The organism is Microbacterium sp. CFBP 8801 (assembly GCF_014839455.1).
Classification (GTDB): Bacteria; Actinomycetota; Actinomycetes; order Actinomycetales; family Microbacteriaceae; genus Microbacterium.
On sequence record NZ_JACYNU010000002.1, the window covers coordinates 226,799 to 245,885 of the forward strand.

Below are 19,087 nucleotides of genomic sequence, written 5' to 3' on the forward strand. Positions count from 1 at the left end.
TCCCAAGGAGAGAAGAAGCCATGAGCCTCACCGCCGAGAAGAGCGACGCGACCGTCGTCGGGCGCGTCGCGCGCGTCACCGGCCCGGTCATCGACATCGAGTTCCCCCACGACTCGATCCCCGAGATCTACAACGCGCTGAAGACGACGATCGTCATCGACGGCGTCTCCAACGAGATCACGCTCGAGGTCGCCCAGCACCTCGGTGACGACCTCGTTCGCGCGATCGCCCTGAAGCCGACCGACGGTGTCGTGCGCGGCCAGGAAGTGCGCAACACCGGCGGCCCCATCTCGGTGCCCGTCGGCGATGTCACCAAGGGCAAGGTGTTCGACGTCACCGGCGAGGTGCTCAACGCAGCGCCCGGCGAGACCGTCGAGATCACCGAGCGCTGGGGCATCCACCGTAAGGCGCCGAGCTTCGACCAGCTCGAGTCGAAGACCACGATGTTCGAGACCGGCATCAAGGTCATCGACCTTCTCACCCCGTACGTGCAGGGTGGAAAGATCGGCCTGTTCGGTGGTGCCGGCGTCGGCAAGACCGTCCTCATCCAGGAGATGATCCAGCGCGTCGCGCAGGACCACGGTGGCGTGTCGGTGTTCGCCGGTGTCGGTGAGCGCACCCGTGAGGGCAACGACCTGATCCACGAGATGGAAGAGGCGGGCGTCTTCGACAAGACCGCCCTCGTGTTCGGCCAGATGGACGAGCCGCCGGGAACGCGTCTGCGCGTCGCCCTGTCGGCGCTGACGATGGCGGAGTACTTCCGCGACGTGCAGAAGCAGGACGTGCTGTTGTTCATCGACAACATCTTCCGCTTCACGCAGGCCGGTTCCGAGGTCTCGACGCTGCTGGGCCGCATGCCCTCGGCAGTGGGTTACCAGCCCAACCTCGCCGACGAGATGGGTGTGCTCCAGGAGCGCATCACCTCGACGCGTGGCCACTCGATCACCTCGCTGCAGGCCATCTACGTGCCCGCCGACGACTACACCGACCCGGCGCCGGCGACCACGTTCGCCCACCTGGATGCCACCACCGAGCTCTCGCGTGAGATCGCGTCGAAGGGTCTGTACCCGGCCGTCGACCCGCTGAGCTCGACGAGCCGCATCCTCGACCCGCGCTACATCGGTGCCGACCACTACCGCGTGGCCACCTCGGTGAAGCAGATCCTGCAGAAGAACAAGGAACTCCAGGAGATCATCGCCATCCTCGGTGTCGACGAGCTCTCCGAGGAAGACAAGATCGTCGTGTCGCGTGCACGCCGCATCCAGCAGTTCCTCTCGCAGAACACCTACATGGCGAAGAAGTTCACCGGCGTCGAGGGCTCCACGGTCCCGATCAAGGAGACCATCGAGTCGTTCGACGCCATCGTCAAGGGTGACTTCGACCACGTCGCCGAGCAGGCGTTCTTCAACGTCGGCGGCATCGGCGACGTCGAAGAGAAGTGGGCGCAGATCCAGAAGGAGAACGGCTGACATGTCGTTGCGTGTGAGCCTGGTCTCGGCCGACGCCGAGGTGTGGACGGGAGAAGCATCTCTCGTCGTGGCCAAGACCGTCGAGGGCGAGATCGGCTTCATGCAGGGTCACGAGCCGGTGCTCGCTATCCTCGCTCAGGGTGAGGTGCGCATCACGCGGACCGACGGCACGAAGATCCTGGCCAACGCCAAGGACGGCTTCCTGTCGATGGCCGACGACGAACTCACCATCGTCGCCGGTAACGCCGCCCTCGTCTCCTGACGACTTCTTCGATCACGACGCGCGTCGCCCGGTTCGCCGGGCGGCGCGCGTCTTTCCCGTGCAAGGGTGTTCATGCTGGTCCTGCTTCCCCCGTCGGAAACCAAGCGCCCGGGCGGTGACGGCACCCCGCTCGACCTCGGGGCTCTCGCTCTGCCCTCCCTGCGACCGCACCGTGCGGCCGTGATCGACGCGCTCGTCGCTCTGTCTTCGGACGAGGACGAGGCCGCCCGCGTGCTCAAGCTCAGCGCGAAGCGCCGACACGAGGTCGCCGACAATGCGGCCCTGCGCTCGGCGCCGACCCTGCCGGCGATCGACCGGTACACCGGCGTGCTTTTCGACGCGCTGGATGCCGGGACCCTGAACGCCGAGCAGCGCTCCTGGCTCGGCGCGCACGTGCTGGTGCACTCGGCGCCCTTCGGGCCGGTCGGCGCCCTCGACGGCATTCCGGCGTACCGGTTGGCCGCGGGGACGTCGGTGCCGGGGCTGCCGGCGCTGCGCCGCGTCTGGGCGGAGGCCGTGACGACGGCGTTGTCGGCGCGGGGCGCGTCGTTCGTGCTCGACCTGCGCTCGGAGGCGTACGTGGCGCTCGGACCGGTGCCGGCGGGGGTCGACGCGGCATACGTGCGGGTGGTGACCGAGGGCGAGGGGGGCGCGGTGCGTGCGCTGAACCACTTCAACAAACACGCCAAGGGTGATCTCGTTCGCGCGCTGGCCCTGTCGAGCCCCGACATCGCGACGCGCGCCGACTTCGTCGCGTGGGCGAGCGGCGCGGGGTGGATCGTTCGCGAAATGCCGGCGGGTGAGGTGGAGCTTGTCGTCTGAGCCCGGCGTGGCCCTGTCAGGAAAGTCTCAGCTTCGCTAGCATGTGACTCGCACGGGGCGCACGGACGCTCCGCCGCGCATTCGCCTGGAAAGGAATCCGCAATGGATGACTCCTACTACTACTCAGACGACGGCGGCTTCGCAGCGCTGGCGTTCCTGGCCATTCTGATCCCCATCCTCCTCTTCTTCGTGGCCATCGCCTACGTCGTCTCGTCGTTCCTCTACATGAAGATCTTCGAGAAGGCGGGTGTGCAGGGCAAGTGGCGCGCGTGGGTGCCGATCTACAACACCCTGGTCGCCGCGAAGCTCGGCGATCTCTCGCCGTGGGTCTTCCTCATCGCCGTCGTCGCCTCCAGCGTCCTCTCGAACATCCCGGTGATCGGCTGGATCCTGTCGCTCGTGCCCCTCGCCGCGGGTCTCATGTACTCGTACCGCATCGGGCTCAAGCTGGGTAAGGACTGGCCCCTGCTGTTCCTCTGGCTCATCCCGGGCATCGGTGGCTTGATCTGGCTGGCGATCGTCGCCTTCAGCAGCAACCGCTGGAACCCCGAGGTCGGTCCCTCGCCGTGGGCGAAGACGTTCCTGGCAGACAAGACCGTCTGGAACGGCATCCCCGTTCAGCCCTACCAGAACGTCTCGGGTGGCGCAGGCGGTGCCGGTTACGGCTCGCCCGCCGCGGGGCCGGGCTACGTGCCGCCCACCGCTCCTCCGGCGCGGGGCTACACGCCCCCGCAGACCCCGCCCGCGGCAGGCCCGACGCCGCCGCCCCCGGCTCCGCCGGCCGGCCCGCAGGCCTGATGCCGCAGGTCTGATTTCGCAGAGGGCCCTCCGCTTCGGCGGGGGGCCCTTCGCTTTGCTCCTTCGCGGTGCGCCGGGATGCCGAGAGCCTTCACCCGGCCGGAGCACGCGGGGTTCGGGTCCCGGTGTCGTCGGTCGGGGATAGCGTGGAGGGATGACATCCCCCGCGCTTCCCCTTCGCTCCGTCGGTCGCTCCGGTCTGCGTGTCTCGGCCGTCGGGCTCGGCTGCAACAACTTCGGCCGAGCCGGCACCGCCACCGAGACCCTCGACGGCACGCGCGCCGTGCTGGGCGCCGCGATCGACGCGGGGGTCACGTTCCTCGACACCGCCGACGTCTACGGTCGCGAGTTCGGGTTGTCCGAGACCCTCATGGGCGAGGCGCTCGAGGGGCGCCGCGACGAGGTGGTGCTCGCGACGAAGTTCGGCCACTCGCACCTGGCGCCCGCACTCCCCGGCGGCTCCAAGGGTTCTCGCGCGCACATCCGTCGTGCCGTCGAGGGCTCGCTGCGGCGCCTGCGCACCGACTGGATCGACCTGTACCAGCTGCACACCCCCGACGACTCCACGCCGATCGACGAAACGCTCGACGCCCTGGCCGACCTCGTCCGCGAGGGCAAGGTGCGATACATCGGCCACTCCAACTTCGCGGGGTGGCAGATCGCCGAGGCCGAGTACGCGGCATCCGGAGTGCGGTTCGTCTCGACCCAGAACCAGTACAGCCTGCTGGCGCGCGCGGCCGAGCGCGAGGTGCTCCCCGCGGCCGAGCGCTTCGGGCTCGGGCTGCTGCCCTTCTTCCCGCTGCACAACGGACTGCTCACCGGCAAGTTCACGCGCGAGGGCGGTCCCGAGGGGAGCCGCATCATGCGTCAGCGTCCCCACCTGTGGCGCGACGCGCCGTGGGACGCCCTCGAGCGCTACCAGGCCTTCTGCGACGCGCGCGGCATCAGCATGCTCGAGGCGACGTTCGCCTGGTTCCTCGCGAACCCCCACGTGGCGAGCGTCATCGCCGGGGCGACCAGCGCCGACCAGGTGCGGGCCAACGCCGCGGCCGCCACGGCCTGGACCCCCGCCGCCGCCGACCTCGACGAGATCGACGGCATCTTCGCCCTCCCCGCCGATCCCGCGGCGGGATGATGGGGCGCGGCGCGTCCCCGGGCGATGCCGGGGTGTCCACTAAGATGACAGAGCCGTGCGTTTCCGCCGGCGCAGCTGTCGGCCAACCGGAGGATCTTTCGTGCCCGAGGTGACCACCCACACGCGTACCGTTCCCCTCGGCGCGGGCGACGTCGAGCTGTCGTGGGCGGCGAGCACCGACACGGGCCGCCGTCGCGAGGTCAATCAAGACGCCGTGCTCGCCGAGTATCCGCTGTTCGTCGTCGCCGACGGCATGGGCGGACACCTGGGCGGTGAGATCGCCAGTGCGAGTACCGTCGACCGGCTGAGCGCCGTCGTCGCCACCGGATCCGTCTCGTCGAAGAGCATCGAGAAGGCCCTGTCGCGCGCGGTGAAGGACATCATCGCCCACCCCGAGACCACCGACGAGGGCACCGGCACGACGCTCACCGGCCTGTATCTCGAGACGCACACCGACGAGCCGCACTGGGTCACCCTGAACATCGGCGATTCACGCGTCTACCTGCTGCGCGACGACGAGATCGTGCAGGTCACCACCGACCATTCCGTGGTGCAGGAACTCATCGCGGCAGGACGTCTCAGCCCCGAAGAGGCCGAGAACCACCCCTACGGCAACGTGATCACGCGCGCCGTCGGCCCGAGCGAAACCGTCAAGCCCGACTACCTGCGCCTCGACGTCCTCGACGGTGACCGTTTCGTCATCTGCTCCGACGGGCTCACGAAAGAGCTGACCGATTTCGGCATCCGCCACTTCCTCGAGGCCAACGCCGATCCGGCCGCAGCGGTCGAAGCCATGATGGCGGCGGCGCTCGAAAACGGCGGTCGCGACAACATCACGATCGTCGTCCTCGACGTGGCCCGCCGCTCCGCCTGAGAATCTCCTCTTGACCGCGGTGACCCGCGGATTCTACGTTCGGCATATGACCTCCGCTCCCGAACGGACGTCGGGCAAAGGATTGGCCAGCGGGACGCTCGGACTCTGGGGTTCGACCGTGATCGGACTGGCCTCCACTGCTCCCGTCTACTCCCTCGTCGCCACCCTCGGTTTCGTCGTGCTCGCCGTCGGCGCCTCGGCGCCGATCGCCTTCGTGCTCGCGTTCATCCCGATGCTGTTCATCGCCTTCGCCTACCGCGAGCTGAACAACGAGATGCCCGACTGCGGCACCACCTTCACGTGGGGGACCAAGGCCTTCGGCCCCTGGATCGGGTGGATGGGCGGCTGGGGCGTCGCCGTGGCGGGCATGGTCGTGCTGGCGAACCTCTCGCAGATCGCCGGCATCTACCTCTGGTCGCTCATCGGCGACGGCTCGCTCGCCGAGAACGTGCCCCTGGTGACGGCGACGGGCGTGGCGTTCATCGCCGCGATGACCTACATCAGCTACCGCGGGGTCGAGATCGGCGAGCGGATCCAGAACATCCTGCTCGCGGTGCAGTACCTCGTGCTGGTGCTGTTCGTCGTCGTGGCCCTGTGGAAGTTCTTCGACGGCACCGCACCCAACCCGACGCCGTTCGACCTGGCGTGGTTCAACCCGCTGGGGTTCACCGACTGGAGCGGCTTCACCGAGGCCGTGCTGCTGGCGCTGTTCATCTACTGGGGCTGGGACACCTGCCTCGCCCTGAACGAAGAGACCAAGGACCCGAAGCGCATCCCGGGCCGCGCCGCCCTGCTGACCACGGTCATCCTGCTCGCGACCTACGTCACCGTCACGGTGGCCGCCATGATGTACGCCGGGGTCGGCGAAGACGGCGCGGGACTCGCGAACGCCGAGAACGCCGACGACGTGTTCCTCGCGCTGAAGGACGACCTCTTCGGCCCCTTCGCGTGGGTGCTGATCGTGGCCGTGCTGATCTCGGCGGTCTCGTCGACGCAGACGACCATTCTGCCCACGGCGCGCGGCACGCTCGCGATGGCGGCGTACAAGGCGCTGCCCGAGCGGTTCCGCACCGTGCACCCGCGCTTCCACACGCCGTCGTTCTCGACGCTGGTGATGGGTATCGTCGCGAGCGTCTACTACGTCGGAATGACGCTCATCAGCGACAACATCCTGCAGGATTCGATCCTGTCGCTCGGGCTGGCGATCGCGTTCTACTACGCCATGACCGGCTACGCCTGCGTCTGGTATTACCGACGTGAGCTGTTCCGCTCGGGCAAGCACCTCGTGTACCGCGGCATCCTGCCCCTGCTGGGCGCGCTCATGCTGACCTACGCCTTCGTGCAGTCGGCGATCGACATGTGGGACCCGGAGTACGGCAACACCGTGCTGTTCGGCATCGGCGGCACCTTCGTCGTCGGCATCGGCGCGCTGGCGATCGGCGTCGTGCTGATGGTCGCGTGGTTCCTCGTCCCCGCGTCGAAGCCGTTCTTCCGCGGCGAGAGCCTCAACCGCGAGACCGAGGTCCTCGTGCCCGACGAGCCGATCGCGTACCCGCGCTCGGTCGACGGCGGTATCTAGGCCGCGTTCCGCTCGGCCGGGCCGCGCGTCGGGGAGACGCGGCGTGGTGCCCGGCCGGGCGCGCGCACCCACGAGAGCACACGTTGCGCGTCTGGTCTCGCGACGGTTCGATCGCGCCGCGGGGCGGGTCAGACCGCGGAGCGGATGGCGCCGACCTCGCGGCCACCGCCCGAGATGCTCAGGGGCAGCAGGGCGAGCGTGTCGGCGACGGCCTCGGGGGACAGGGCTCCGGCGCGCTCGAGCAGGCGCAGCGCGACGGCGTGGCCGGCGCGGTTGGAACCGTCGAGCATCTTCAACGCCACGGTGGTGCCATCGGGGGCCGTCATGACCTGCACGCCCTCGGCGCCCATCTTCGAGAAGACGCCGAGACGCTCGATCACCACGGTGTCGGGGCGACCGGGGCCGTCGATCGTCCACGGGTGCTCCCGCACGGCGCGCACGAGGGTGCCGGCGCTGCGGTGCAGGGCGAAGGGGGAGCGCTCCGACGAGGTCGCGATGCGCTGGATCGCGCGCGCGAGGCCGATGAGGCTCATGGCGTAGACCGGGGCACCGCAGCCGTCGATCGCGGTCGTGGTCATGCGCTCGCCGACCAGACGCTCCAGCACCTCGCGGATGTGCACCTGCAGGGGGTGCTGTTCGTCGAGGTAGTCGGCGGTGGGCCAGCCGTTCGCCACGCACGTGAGCAGCATGGCCGCGTGCTTGCCGGAGCAGTTCATCCGCAGGGGTGAGGGGGCACCGTGATCGCGGACGAGCTCGTCGCGCGCGGCGGTGTCGCTCGGCCACGCGGCGGGGCAGCCCAGGTCGTCTTCGGTCAGTCCGGCCGACTGCAGGATGCCACGGGCCACCTCGACGTGACGCTCGGTGCCGCAGTGGCTGGCCATTGCGATCGCCAGACGCTCACCGGAAAGGTCGGCGCCCGCCGACAGGCAGGCCAGCGCCTGCAGCGGCTTCATGCTCGAACGCGGGAGGAACGACGCGGACGCCTCGCCCAGAGTCAGCTTCTCGGAACCGTCGGGGGCGAGCACGACGGCGACGCCGTAGTGGCGGGACTCGACGAATCCGCTGCGTTCGATGACGGCGAGCTCGACGGAGGCGGGGGGCGTGGCGGGCATCCCTCCATCGTATCCCCGCGGCCCCCTCGTATCCCGGGTCTGCCACCCGCGTGAGGTGCCGGTATTCATCGCTTCGGCCGTGGCCGAAGCGACACATCCTGGCAGCTCACGCCCGAGGGTCGGCGGGGGCGGCAGACTGGACAGCATGAACGGAGAACACCACTACCGCCTGCGCTCGACCTGGACCGGCGACCGGGGGAGCGGGACGAGCGGCTACCGCGACTACGACCGCTCCGTCACGCTCCACGTCGATGGCAAGCCCGAGGTCGCGGCATCCGCCGACACGCCCTTCCGCGGCGACCCCGGCAAGTGGAACCCCGAAGAGCTGCTGCTCGCGGCGCTGAGCGAGTGCCACCTGCTGTCGTACCTGCACGCCTGCGTCACCACCGGCGTCGTCGTGACCGCGTACGTCGACGATGCGTCGGGCACGATGCAGGAGGACGGCAACAGTGGCGGGGCGTTCACCGAGGTGGTGCTTCGTCCTCGCGTGCAGGTCGCGGAGGAGTCGATGGTCGAGGCCGCCCGCGCCGCACACCGGCAGGCGCGCGAGTGGTGCTTCATCGCGAACTCGGTGAACTTCCCCGTGCGTCACGAACCCGAGATCACCGTCGGCTGAGCCGTCCGCTGCGGCGGCGCGCGGCGGCGTCGTACAGTGAGCGCATGCAGTTCGAACCGGCCCTCCGCCGCCTCGACCGGATCGCCGGCGGACGCCACGCCGATCATCGTGTCGCCGTCTCCGACGACCCCCGCGTGGTCCGGTCGTTCCGCTCGGTCACCGTCCTGCTGGCGATCGGCTTCGTGCTGGGGATCGCCACCGTCGTCATCGCGCTGGTCATGACGCTCGACGGCGCCGACGTCGGCCTCGCGGTGTGGATGCGCTGCCTCGTCGTGCTCGCCATCACCACGACGTTGTTCTACTTCCTGTGGCGCGCTCGCGCCGGGTGGTACTGGGCGTTCCGCCGCCTGCAGCTGTTCAGTCGGATCTTCCCCATCGTCGCCCTGGTGCTCGCGGCCATCCCCGGGTTGTACCCGTTCTGGGTCGTCACCGAGCAGATCCTCTTCGCGGTGCTGCTGATCGGGGTGTCGGACTACCTGCAGTCCGATGTCATGCGGGCGGCGTATCCCAAGCCTGAACGCTGAGTTCTCGGCATCCGGATGCCGGAGACCCGGCGTGGTCGCGGGCGCCGCGGCGAGCACGCCTCCGGCATCGTGACCTCACGAGGGGCCCTTCGCGCTCCGAGCGCGGGGTATGCAGGAGTCGTGCGTGCAGCCGCCGGGAGCCCCGACACGGTGGCCGCCGCCGGCGACGTCGGGGTCGCTCGGCCGCACAACGGAAAGGACCCCGCCGGCGCGAGGCCGACGGGGTCCGTTTCGTGAAGAGGGTGCTCAGCGCACGTCGTCGTCGACCCAGTCCATCGACTTGGTGACGGCCTTCTTCCACAGGCGCAGCTCGCGGTCGCGCTCGTCGGAGTCCATGTCGGGCTCCCAGCGCTTGTCTTCCTGCCAGTTGGCGCGGAGGTCGTCGAGGTTGTTCCAGAAGCCGACGGCGAGGCCCGCGGCGTAGGCGGCACCGAGGGCCGTCGTCTCGGCGACGACGGGACGCACGACCGGCACGCCGAGGATGTCGGCCTGGAACTGCATGAGCTCGTCGTTGGCGGTCATGCCGCCGTCGACCTTGAGCTCGGTCAGGTCGACGCCCGAGTCGGCGTTGACGGCCTCGAGCACCTCGCGGGTCTGGAAGGCCGTGGCCTCGAGGGCCGCGCGGGCGATGTGGCCCTTGTTGACGAAGCGGGTCATGCCGACGATCGCACCGCGGGCATCCGGGCGCCAGTACGGCGCGAACAGACCCGAGAACGCCGGGACGAAGTACACCCCACCGTTGTCGTCGACGGTGCGGGCCAGGGCCTCCACCTCGGGAGCCGAGGAGATGATGCCGAGCTGATCGCGCAGCCACTGGATGAGCGAGCCGGTGACGGCGATCGATCCCTCGAGTGCGTAGTGCGCGGGCTGGTCGCCGAGCTTGTATCCGAGGGTGGTCAGCAGCCCGTTCTTCGAGCGGACGATCTCTTCACCCGTCTGGAAGATGAGGAAGTTACCGGTGCCGTAGGTGTTCTTGCTCTCACCCGGGTCGAAGGCGGCCTGGCCGAAGGTCGCGGCCTGCTGGTCGCCCAGGATGCCGGCGATCGGGGTCTCGCGCAGCAGCGACGAGGACTCGACGGCGCCGTACACCTCGGACGAGGAGCGGATCTCGGGCATCATCGAGCGCGGCACACCGAAGTCGGCGAGGATGTCGTCGCGCCATTCGAGGGTCTCGAGGTCCATGAACAGGGTGCGGCTGGCGTTGGTCACGTCGGTGGCGTGGACGCCGCCGTCGATACCGCCGGTGAGGTTCCACAGCACCCAGGTGTCGGTGGTGCCGAACACGAGGTCGCCGGCTTCGGCCTTCTCGCGGGCTCCGTCGACGTTCTCGAGGATCCAGACGATCTTCGTGCCCGAGAAGTACGTCGCCAGGGGAAGACCGACGACGCTCTTGTAGCGCTCCGGGTCGCCGTCGGCGAGACGGTCGACGATCGACTGCGTGCGGGTGTCCTGCCACACGATGGCGTTGTAGACGGGCTTGCCGGTGTTCTTGTCCCAGACCACCGCGGTCTCGCGCTGGTTGGTGATGCCGACGGCGGCGATGTCGTGGCGGGTGATGTCGGCGCGGCTGAGGGCCAGGCCGATCACCTCCTGGGTGTTGCGCCAGATCTCGAGGGGGTCGTGCTCGACCCATCCCGCGCGCGGGAAGATCTGCTCGTGCTCCTTCTGCCCGACGGAGACGACGCTCCCGGACTTGTCGAAGATCATCGCGCGCGTCGAGGTCGTGCCCTGGTCGATGGCGAGGACGTAGTCGGCCATGGAAGGACTCCTTTGTCTAGTTCAGTGTGAGGAAGGGGTGAAGACGGGTGCGGGGGCGACGCGCAGTCGAGGGGCGAGTCGCCCCCGCGGGAGTGTCAGTTGCCGAGGCTGAGCAGCACGGGGGCCAGCAGACCCGCGAGCAGACCACCGACGAGGGGACCGGCGACCGGCACCCAGGCGTAGCCCCAGTCGCTGGAACCCTTGCCCTTGATGGGAAGGATCGCGTGCGCGATGCGGGGGCCGAGGTCACGGGCCGGGTTGATGGCGTAACCGGTGGGACCACCGAGCGAGGCGCCGATGCCGACCACGAGCAGGGCGACGGGAACGGCCGCGAGACCGCCGATGCCACCCGGAACGCCGATGCTGGCCACGCCGTAGTCACCGAAGCCGAAGATCACGAAGACCAGGACGAAGGTGGCGATGACCTCGGTGAGGAAGTTGAAGCCGTACGAACGGATCGCGGGGCCGGTCGAGAACACGCCCAGCTTGGCGGCCGGGTCGGGCTCGTCGTCGAAGTGCTGCTTGTAGGACGCCCACGCGAGCACGGCGCCGATGATGGCACCGACCAGCTGCGCGGCCACGGCCACGAGGAACTGGACGAAGGCGATCTTGCCGGCCACGAGGAGGCCGATCGAGACGGCCGGGTTCAGCTGCGCACCGGAGTACGCCGAGACGATGACACCGGCGAAGACCGCCAGGCCCCATCCCCAGTTGACCATCAGGGTGCCGCCGGCGTTGCCCTTGGTCTTGGCCAAGGCCACGTTGGCGACCACGCCACAGCCCAGCAGGATGAGCATCGCGGTGCCGACCACCTCCGAGAGGAAGTACAGCCCCAAGTTGACTTCTTGCATGTCGTCATCGACCTTTCTTCTGTCACCCGGACAACTTCGGCACGGGTGGTGTTATGCGGCTCGGTGCTCCGAACCTACGGCGAGCGTGCGGGCGCGCAACAGGCGGCGCGCCCGCACGTTCTCTCAGATTCGCGCGACGCCGGCCGACGCCAGGTCGACGCGGTGGGCGGAGCGCAGGATCTCGGTCGTACGGTTCACTTCTTCGTCGACACGGGCGGAGTCCCAACCGAGGGGCTCCGCGATCGTCTCGGCGACCTCTCGCAACGTGCGCTCGGTCATCCCGCCCACGAAGGCGAGGTGGGTGCGGCGCAGCAGCACGTCGATCAGGTGCACGACCTGCTCGTTCCGGGCGATCCAGACCAGCTCTTCGCGGTAGTAACCGGCTGCGTCCGCCAGGGCGGTGGGCTCGGCGGGGAGAACCGCGAGGATCGCGTCGGCGCGCGTGCCGTACCGCTCGAGCATGGCATCCACGAGCTCGGCCGAGTGCGCATTCGTGCGCGTGGCGATCCAGCGGCGCCGCTGCTCGGGGGTCGAGGGGAAGCCCGCGCCGCCGCCGATGGGCAGGCCCTGCGTGCTGATGCGGTGCGGACGACGCAGCTTCTGCAGCGTCTTCATGCTCAAGTGCTCGGCCAGCGCGCGGAACGTGGTCCACTTGCCGCCGACGAGGCTCATCGAGGGGACACCGGCGACCTCGTCTTCGACGATGCGGTAGTCGCGCGACACGAAGCCGGGCGCGGTGTCGTCGTGGCGGGGGAGCGGACGGATACCCGAGAAGGTGTACACGATCTGCGAGCGGTCGACGGCGACGCGGGGGAACACGTGCCCGATCAGGTCGAAGAAGTAGGCGATCTCGTCGTCGGTGCACACGACCGGCTTCGACGGGTCGGCGTCGATGTCGGTCGTGCCGACGAGGACGCGGTCCTTGAGCGGGTAGATGAGCACGATGCGGCCGTCGGAGTGCTCGAAGAAGATCTCGCGCCCGCCGGTCGCCGCGAACAGCTCCGGGTTGTCGAGCACGATGTGCGAGCCCTTGGTGCCGCCCATGAACTGCGTCGTGAGCCCCATGGCGGAGTTCGCCAGGTCGGTCCAGGGGCCGGCGGTGTTGAGCACGACCTTCGCCTTGACCGAGAACTCCTCGCCCGAGACCTCGTCGCGCACGCGAACGCCGTTCGCGTCGGCGCCGACGGCCGAGACGTAGTTGACGGCCTGGGTGCGACCGGCGCCGGCTTCGATGCCATCGCGCAGCACGTCGAGCGCGATGCGCTCGGGGTCGTGCATCGAGGCGTCGAAGTACGTGGCCGTATAGGCCAGGTCGGGGTTGAGCTGGGGGAGCTCGGCCAGCGACTTCTTCTTGCCGAGGAACTTGTGGCGGGGAACGGAGCCACCGTCGCGCGAGAAGGTGTCGTACATGATGAGACCGACCTTGATCAGCAGCGCACCACGCTCGTTGGGCTTTCCGCGGCCGTGCGTGACGAGCAGGCGGAAGGGCGCCGACAGGATGCCGGAGAACGTCTTGTAGATCGGGATCGTCGTCTCGAGCGGCTTGACGTAGTGGGGCGCGGTCTTGAGCAGGTCGTTGCGCTCGGTCACGGCCTCTTTGACGAGGCGGAACTCGCCGTTCTCGAGGTAGCGGATACCGCCGTGCACCATGTGGCTCGACGCCGAGGAGGCGCCCGACACGAAGTCGCCGCGCTCGACGAGGGCGACGCTGACGCCCTGCAGGGCGAGATCGCGGAGGGTGGCGAGGCCGTTGATGCCCCCGCCGATGATGAGGACGTCGAGGTTCTCGGCGTCGCGGAGCGCCTGGACGTCGGCGCGGAGCTGTGTTGCGGGGGACGACATGTCGACTGCGACCTTTCGTTGTTGGTACGACAGTCACAATGCGCCTGTCTGCACGTTGTTGCAAGCCCCTTGAACAAACGTGCACAATGGTGTTCATGGGAACGCAACCATGGTGACGCAGGCGGAAGAGCGGTCCCGTGACGCACTGCGCGCGGCGCAGCTGTACTACATGCAGGACCTGACGATGGACGCCATCGCGCACGAGATGCGCGTGTCACGCTCGTCGGTGTCGCGCCTGCTCCAGCACGCCCGCGACGTGGGCCTCGTCACGATCTCGATCAGCCCGCCCGACGACGCACGGGGCCAGATGGCACAGCGCATCGCCGACCGATTCGGCATCACCGCGCACGTCGTGCCGACCCCGGCCCGCACCTCCGAGGCCGAGCGTCTGGAGCGCACGGCGCTGACCGCGGCGCGCATCCTCGCCGAGCGGGTGGAGTCGTCGATGACCGTCGGCATCGCCTGGGGGTCGACCCTCTCGGCCGTCGCCCGTCACGTGCCGCTGAAAGACGTGCACGACACCCACATCGTGCAGATGAACGGAGCCGCGAACGTGCGCACCTCCGGCATCCCGTACGCCGGCGAGATCCTGTCGAAGTTCGGCACCGCCTGGTCGTCGTCGGTGCACCAATTCCCGGTGCCCGCGCTGTTCGACGACCCGCGCACCAAGCAGGCGATGTGGCGGGAGCGCTCGGTGCGCTCTGTGCTCGAGATCCAGCAGCGCGTCGGCCTGTTCGTCTTCGGCCTCGGCTCGCCGCACGCCGACGTGCCCTCGCACGTCTACAGCGGCGACTACTTCGACGAGCGCGACCGCGCCGTCATCGAACGCGAGGGCATCGTGGGGGACTGCGCGACGGTGTTCTACCGCGCCGACGGCTCGAGCGACGTCGCCGAACTGAACGCGCGCTCCAGCGGGCCCGACCTCGACACGGTCCGGCGCATTCCGCGCCGCTTCTGCGTCGTGTCGAGCCTCTCGAAGCTCGACGGCCTGCGCGGGGCCCTCGCCGCCGGTCTGATCACGGAGCTCGTCGTCGAGGAGTCGCTGGCGCGCCGCCTGCTGAGCGTGACCCGCTGACCCGCCTCGGTCAGCGCTCGCCGAAGCCCTCGTCGATCAGGGCGCGGAGCTCGTCGAGGGCCTGACGGGCCTGCGGGCCACTCGCGCTCACCCGCACCCGTGCACCCTGCCGGACGCCGAGCGCCATCAGGGCGAGGAGGCTCCGCGCCGACACTTCGTCGGAGCCCGCGTCGAGGTCGGCGATACGCACCTCGGCGTCGTACCGCGACGCCGCCTTGACGAACGTGGCCGCCGGGCGCGCGTGCAGGCCCGACGGGTTGACGACCACCGTCTCGAACGAGATCGCGTCCTTCTCGCCTGAGGGTGCAGAACTCCGGGAGTCGATGCCGTGCGCCGTCGGTTCGTCGTCGCGATCCGCGGATGCCGTGGCCTCGCCCTCGCCGAGCTGACGCTGTTTCGCCGCGCCCGCGCCCCGCACCTCGGCGGTCACGGCGTCGAGGTCGGCGCCGCCGGCCGCGGTGACCACCGCGGCCACGAGCCCCTCGACGAACGGCGCGGAGCTCAGCCTCACCTGTTCGGGCGCGGCGACGAACTCGAGGGCGGTCTCGGTGCTGAGGATCGCGGAACCGAGGTCCATCAGCACGAGCACCCCGTCGCCGGAGTCGGCGTCGTCGATCGCGGCGGCGATGGCGACGGCATCCGTGCCCAGATCGCCGTCGGGACCGCCCGCGGCCACGCGCACCCCGGGCGGCTGCTCGCCGCCCATCTGCAGGGCCAGGTGCACGGCGGCATCGGCCAGCGCGCGGCTGTGCGAGACCGCGACGATCCCGATCACTCGGACGCCGCCAACGTGTCGCGCAGTGCCTCGAGCAGCATCGTCGCCGAGGTCGCCCCGGGGTCGAGGTGGCCGGCGCTGCGCTCGCCGAGGTAGCTCGCCCGGCCCTTGCGGGCGACGAGCGGCTCGGTCGCGTCGCGACCGCGGGCCGCCGCCTCGGCCGCGGCCCGCGCGGCGTCGGCCGGCGTCTCCCCGGCGGCCGCGGCGGTGTCCCACGCGTCCACGGCGGGCGAGAGCGCGTCGATCATCGTCTTGTCGCCGAGCTCGGCCTTGCCCCGGGCGACGACCCCCTCGACGCCGGCGCGGAGGGCGGCACCGAGGGTGGTGGCATCCACCTCTCCCTCGCTCAGCGCGGGCCCCATGCGCAGGAAGAGGGTGCCGTACAGCGGACCGCTCGCGCCGCCCACCGACGAGACGAGCGTCATTCCGACGGTCTTGAAGAGGTCGGTCGGGCTGGCGGGCAGGGGGTCGAGCCGCGCGACGACGGCATCGAGACCGCGCGCCATGTTCGAGCCGTGATCGGCGTCGCCGATGGCGGAGTCGAGCTGCGTCAGCTCGTCTTTGTGCTGCTGGACGGTCTCGCGGAACGCCCGCATCCATGACACGAGGTCATCGACCGCGACGGTGCCGCTCATGCGCCCCACCGCAGGCCCGGGGTCACGACCGGCGCATCCCAGAGGCGCAGCATCTCGTCGTCGGCCTTCACGACGGTGAGCGAGGCGCCGGCCATGTCGAGACTCGTGATGTAGTCGCCGATCAGCACCCGCTGCACCTCGACGCCGGCCGCGGCCAGCAGCGGAGCGATCTCGCCGTAGAGCAGGTACTGCTCGATGAGGGGCGTTGCGCCCAGACCCGACAGAAGCACGATCGCGGGTCCCACCGGCTCGCCGAAGTCGTGGACGATCGGGTCGACCAGGAGGGCGGCGATCTCGTGCGCGGATGCCAGCTTCACGCGCGAGCGGCCCGGTTCGCCGTGGATGCCGACTCCGACCTCCATCTCGTCGTCGGGCAGCTCGAACGTGGGGCGACCGGCGGCGGGCACCGTGCAACTCGTGAGCGCGACGCCCATCGAACGCCCGGCGGCGGCGACACGTCGTGCGAGATCGGCCACGGCGGCGAGGTCGGCGCCTTCTTCGGCCCGTGCCCCGACGATCTTCTCGAGGATGACGGTGGTGCCGGTCCCGCGGCGTCCGGCGGTCCAGGTCGAATCCTGCACGGCCACGTCGTCGGCGACGAGGACCGACTCGACCTCGACGCCCTCGGCGGCGGCGAGCTCGGCCGCCATCTCGAAGTTCAGCACGTCGCCGGTGTAGTTCTTCACGATGTGCAGCACGCCGGCCCCCGCATCGACCGCCTGCGTGGCGGCGAGGACCTGGTCGGGGGTGGGGGAGGTGAAGACCTCGCCCGCGGCGGCGGCGTCGAGCATGCCCCGCCCGACGAACCCGCCGTGCATCGGCTCGTGACCGGACCCTCCGCCCGACACCAGCGCCACCTTGCCCGCGCGCGTGGGTTCCGCCCGCAGGATCACCCGGTTCTCGGCATCCACCCGCACCTCGGGGTGCGCGGCCTGGATCCCTCGCAGGGCTTCGGCCAGAACGTCGGCCGGGTCGTTCACGAACTTCTTCACGGGTGCCTCCTCGTTGTGGCGTCGACGGCTCGGGGCCGTCACTCCCGACCCTGCTCGCCGTGCGTCGCCGCGTCAAGCGGCAAAGGCTCAGAGGCGCTCGTGCGGCAAGACCTGCTTGATGCGCTCGAGGGGGTTCTGGGCCGGAGCCTCGTTGTACGCGTTCGCGAGCTGCTGCTCGCTGAGCGCGTGGATCGCGGCCATGATCTCGTCGGTCGCGAGTCGACGCGCGCGGCCCGAGGACGCGGGGCCGTGCGGGGAGAGGTCGAGGGGCGTGCCGAAGCGCACCGTGATGCGCTCCTGGGTCGTCGGGATCTTCGCGCCCACGGGCATGACCTTGTCGGTGCCGATGAGACCGACCGGAACGACGGGGGCCCCGGTCTGCAGAGCGAGGAACGCCACACCCGTGCGCCCCTTGTACAACCGGCCGTCGAGAGACCGCGTGCCCTCGGGGTACAGGGCCACCGCGCGGCCGTCGTCGAGCAGGGCGCGCTGCTGATCGAGCGCGTCGAGGGCCTTCTGGCCGGCGCCGCGCTCGACGGGGATGGCGCCGATGGCGGTGAAGAACTGCCGCGAGGCCCACTTCTCGAAGTACGACGACTTCGCCATGAAGTGCACGGGGCGGGGAGCGGCGACCGGGATGGCGATCGAGTCGATGAACGACAGGTGGTTGCTGGCGAAGATCACCGGTCCGGTGCGCGGCACGTTCTCACGGCCCTCGATGCGCGGGCGGTAGACGGCCCGCGCCAGCGGGGCGATCAGGAAACGGCCGAGGCCGTAGGCCGCACCCATCTGCTGCGGCGCGGCGGCGGGGGTCTCGGCAGCGTCGGAACTCACCCGTCGAGGTTACTCGCCGCCGCATGCCGGCTCGCGCATGCCCGCCCGCGTGTGCGCACCCGCGTCTGCGTGCCCGGGCGCGACGGTGTGCGCGCGGGGACTCCCAGGATCGACAAAGCCGGGTGCGTCAGGATGGACGTTCCCCGTTCTTCTCGAGAGGTCTCCCGTGCGCTTCCGCCCGATCGCTTCCCTGTCCGTCGCCGCCGCCGCGGTGCTGCTGCTGGCCGGATGCACCGGTTCGCCCGATCAGGCGCAGACCCCGGATGCCAGCGCGACCCCGGACGCCGGAGCATGCCAGACCCCGTTCACCGGCGAGGTCCCCGCCGGGCTCGAGGTGTCGGGTGACTTCCAGGGCCCCGTCACCGTCACGCGTCCCGACGGCTTCGCGCCGACCGACGTGCAGCGCACCACCCTCATCGAGGGCTCGGGCGCCGAGATCGCCCCCGGCGACATCGTCAAGGCGAACTACACCGTGATCGACGCCGCCAGCGGTGCCGTCGCGCTCGACTCCCTGACGACCGATCCCGCGGGCATGGACATGGTCGTCAACGCGCAGCAGATCTTCGGCGCGGCCCTGTCGTGCGTGCCGATCGGCTCGCGCACGGTGTCGACCTTCCCCGCCGGCCTGCTCGGCGACGGGTCGCCGGCCTACGTGCTCGTGGCCGACGCCATCGAAGAGCTGCCCACGCGCGCCACCGGCACCGAGGTCCCGCCCGTCGACGGCATGCCCACGGTCACGCTGGCCGACGACGGCGCTCCCACCATCACCGTGCCGACCACGCCCGCTCCCACCGAGACGCGCATCGAGAACCTGCGCCGAGGCGACGGCGACGTGGTCAACCCCGGCGACCAGGTGATCGTGCAGTACACCGGCGTCCTCTACGACGGCGGTACCGTGTTCGACTCCAGCTGGGACAAGGGCATGCCCACCGAGTTCCCGACCACGGGCGTCGTCGCGGGCTTCCGGCAGGCTCTCGAGGGCCAGACGGTCGGCTCGCAGGTGCTCGCCGTCATCCCTCCCGCCGACGGCTACGGCGACGAGGAGAAAGGATCGATCCCGGCGAACTCGACGCTCGTCTTCGTGGTCGACATCCTCGGCGTCCAGCACGCCCCCGCCGCCGCTCAGTAGGCTGA

General features: G+C 69.9%; 19 protein-coding genes. 11 read left to right on the top strand and 8 right to left on the bottom strand.

Annotated features, from left to right (window positions below; all coding sequences use genetic code 11):
* Window positions 1-20: 20 nt before the first annotated feature.
* From atpD to IFR11_RS04035, 7 genes are all read left to right on the top strand, one after another.
* Window positions 21-1,469: a F0F1 ATP synthase subunit beta gene (atpD, locus tag IFR11_RS04005; protein ID WP_055834865.1), complete on the top strand. Its 1,449-nt coding sequence runs from the start codon at window positions 21-23 to the stop codon at window positions 1,467-1,469.
* A 1-nt stretch (window position 1,470) separates the two neighbouring features.
* Entirely contained in the window at window positions 1,471-1,731 is a 261-nt protein-coding gene (locus IFR11_RS04010; protein ID WP_055834867.1) for a F0F1 ATP synthase subunit epsilon, read from the top strand.
* A gap of 72 nt (window positions 1,732-1,803) precedes the next feature.
* Window positions 1,804-2,553 carry a YaaA family protein gene (locus IFR11_RS04015; protein WP_191915383.1) on the top strand — a complete coding sequence of 250 codons (750 nt, stop codon included), beginning with the start codon at window positions 1,804-1,806 and terminating at the stop codon, window positions 2,551-2,553.
* A 102-nt stretch (window positions 2,554-2,655) separates the two neighbouring features.
* The gene (locus IFR11_RS04020) at window positions 2,656-3,351 is read left to right on the top strand and encodes a large exoprotein (RefSeq protein ID WP_191915294.1); all 696 of its coding nucleotides are present in this window, start codon (window positions 2,656-2,658) and stop codon (window positions 3,349-3,351) included.
* A gap of 154 nt (window positions 3,352-3,505) precedes the next feature.
* Entirely contained in the window at window positions 3,506-4,486 is a 981-nt protein-coding gene (locus tag IFR11_RS04025) for an aldo/keto reductase (RefSeq protein WP_055936902.1), read from the top strand.
* A gap of 100 nt (window positions 4,487-4,586) precedes the next feature.
* Window positions 4,587-5,360, top strand: coding sequence for a PP2C family protein-serine/threonine phosphatase (locus IFR11_RS04030; protein ID WP_055834876.1), 774 nt, complete (start codon window positions 4,587-4,589; stop codon window positions 5,358-5,360).
* A 46-nt stretch (window positions 5,361-5,406) separates the two neighbouring features.
* A complete protein-coding gene (locus IFR11_RS04035) occupies window positions 5,407-6,939 on the top strand; it encodes an APC family permease (RefSeq protein WP_055936905.1) in 1,533 nt (510 codons plus the stop codon).
* A 128-nt stretch (window positions 6,940-7,067) separates the two neighbouring features.
* Here IFR11_RS04035 and IFR11_RS04040 read toward each other — a convergent pair whose 3' ends face one another.
* Entirely contained in the window at window positions 7,068-8,051 is a 984-nt protein-coding gene (locus tag IFR11_RS04040) for an asparaginase (RefSeq protein ID WP_055834882.1), read from the bottom strand.
* 145 nt (window positions 8,052-8,196) lie between these two features.
* On the opposite strand from IFR11_RS04040, the gene IFR11_RS04045 reads away from it, so the two are divergent.
* Window positions 8,197-8,667 (top strand): OsmC family protein, encoded by a 471-nt coding sequence (locus tag IFR11_RS04045; protein WP_055834885.1) that lies wholly within the window; start codon window positions 8,197-8,199, stop codon window positions 8,665-8,667.
* A gap of 44 nt (window positions 8,668-8,711) precedes the next feature.
* Window positions 8,712-9,191 carry a hypothetical protein gene (locus tag IFR11_RS04050; RefSeq protein ID WP_191915295.1) on the top strand — a complete coding sequence of 160 codons (480 nt, stop codon included), beginning with the start codon at window positions 8,712-8,714 and terminating at the stop codon, window positions 9,189-9,191.
* 246 nt (window positions 9,192-9,437) lie between these two features.
* Here the strand turns inward: IFR11_RS04050 and glpK are convergent, their stop codons facing one another.
* The 3 genes from glpK to IFR11_RS04065 form a co-directional block, all read right to left on the bottom strand.
* Window positions 9,438-10,949, bottom strand: coding sequence for a glycerol kinase GlpK (gene glpK / locus IFR11_RS04055; protein ID WP_055834891.1), 1,512 nt, complete (start codon window positions 10,947-10,949; stop codon window positions 9,438-9,440).
* Between the two features lie 95 nt (window positions 10,950-11,044).
* Window positions 11,045-11,800: an MIP/aquaporin family protein gene (locus IFR11_RS04060; protein ID WP_191915296.1), complete on the bottom strand. Its 756-nt coding sequence runs from the start codon at window positions 11,798-11,800 to the stop codon at window positions 11,045-11,047.
* Window positions 11,801-11,923: 123 nt separating this feature from the next.
* Window positions 11,924-13,642 (bottom strand): glycerol-3-phosphate dehydrogenase/oxidase, encoded by a 1,719-nt coding sequence (locus IFR11_RS04065; RefSeq protein ID WP_191915297.1) that lies wholly within the window; start codon window positions 13,640-13,642, stop codon window positions 11,924-11,926.
* Between the two features lie 109 nt (window positions 13,643-13,751).
* On the opposite strand from IFR11_RS04065, the gene IFR11_RS04070 reads away from it, so the two are divergent.
* Window positions 13,752-14,717, top strand: a complete 966-nt coding sequence (locus tag IFR11_RS04070; RefSeq protein WP_191915298.1) for a sugar-binding transcriptional regulator — start codon at window positions 13,752-13,754, stop codon at window positions 14,715-14,717.
* 10 nt (window positions 14,718-14,727) lie between these two features.
* On the opposite strand, the gene dhaM is transcribed toward IFR11_RS04070, so the two are convergent.
* The 4 genes from dhaM to IFR11_RS04090 form a co-directional block, all read right to left on the bottom strand.
* Window positions 14,728-15,492, bottom strand: coding sequence for a dihydroxyacetone kinase phosphoryl donor subunit DhaM (gene dhaM, locus IFR11_RS04075; RefSeq protein WP_191915299.1), 765 nt, complete (start codon window positions 15,490-15,492; stop codon window positions 14,728-14,730).
* Window positions 15,489-16,127 carry a dihydroxyacetone kinase subunit DhaL gene (gene dhaL, locus IFR11_RS04080; RefSeq protein WP_191915300.1) on the bottom strand — a complete coding sequence of 213 codons (639 nt, stop codon included), beginning with the start codon at window positions 16,125-16,127 and terminating at the stop codon, window positions 15,489-15,491. Before dhaL ends, dhaM begins: the two co-directional genes overlap by 4 nt.
* The gene (gene dhaK / locus IFR11_RS04085; RefSeq protein ID WP_191915301.1) at window positions 16,124-17,119 is read right to left on the bottom strand and encodes a dihydroxyacetone kinase subunit DhaK; all 996 of its coding nucleotides are present in this window, start codon (window positions 17,117-17,119) and stop codon (window positions 16,124-16,126) included. Before dhaK ends, dhaL begins: the two co-directional genes overlap by 4 nt.
* 87 nt (window positions 17,120-17,206) lie before the next feature.
* Window positions 17,207-17,908 carry a lysophospholipid acyltransferase family protein gene (locus tag IFR11_RS04090; protein WP_194717045.1) on the bottom strand — a complete coding sequence of 234 codons (702 nt, stop codon included), beginning with the start codon at window positions 17,906-17,908 and terminating at the stop codon, window positions 17,207-17,209.
* A gap of 211 nt (window positions 17,909-18,119) precedes the next feature.
* Here IFR11_RS04090 and IFR11_RS16720 point away from each other — a divergent pair, with 211 nt between their 5' ends.
* On the top strand, window positions 18,120-19,082 hold the full coding sequence (locus IFR11_RS16720; RefSeq protein WP_191915302.1) for an FKBP-type peptidyl-prolyl cis-trans isomerase: 963 nt from the start codon (window positions 18,120-18,122) through the stop codon (window positions 19,080-19,082).
* The last annotated feature ends 5 nt before the right edge of the window (window positions 19,083-19,087 follow it).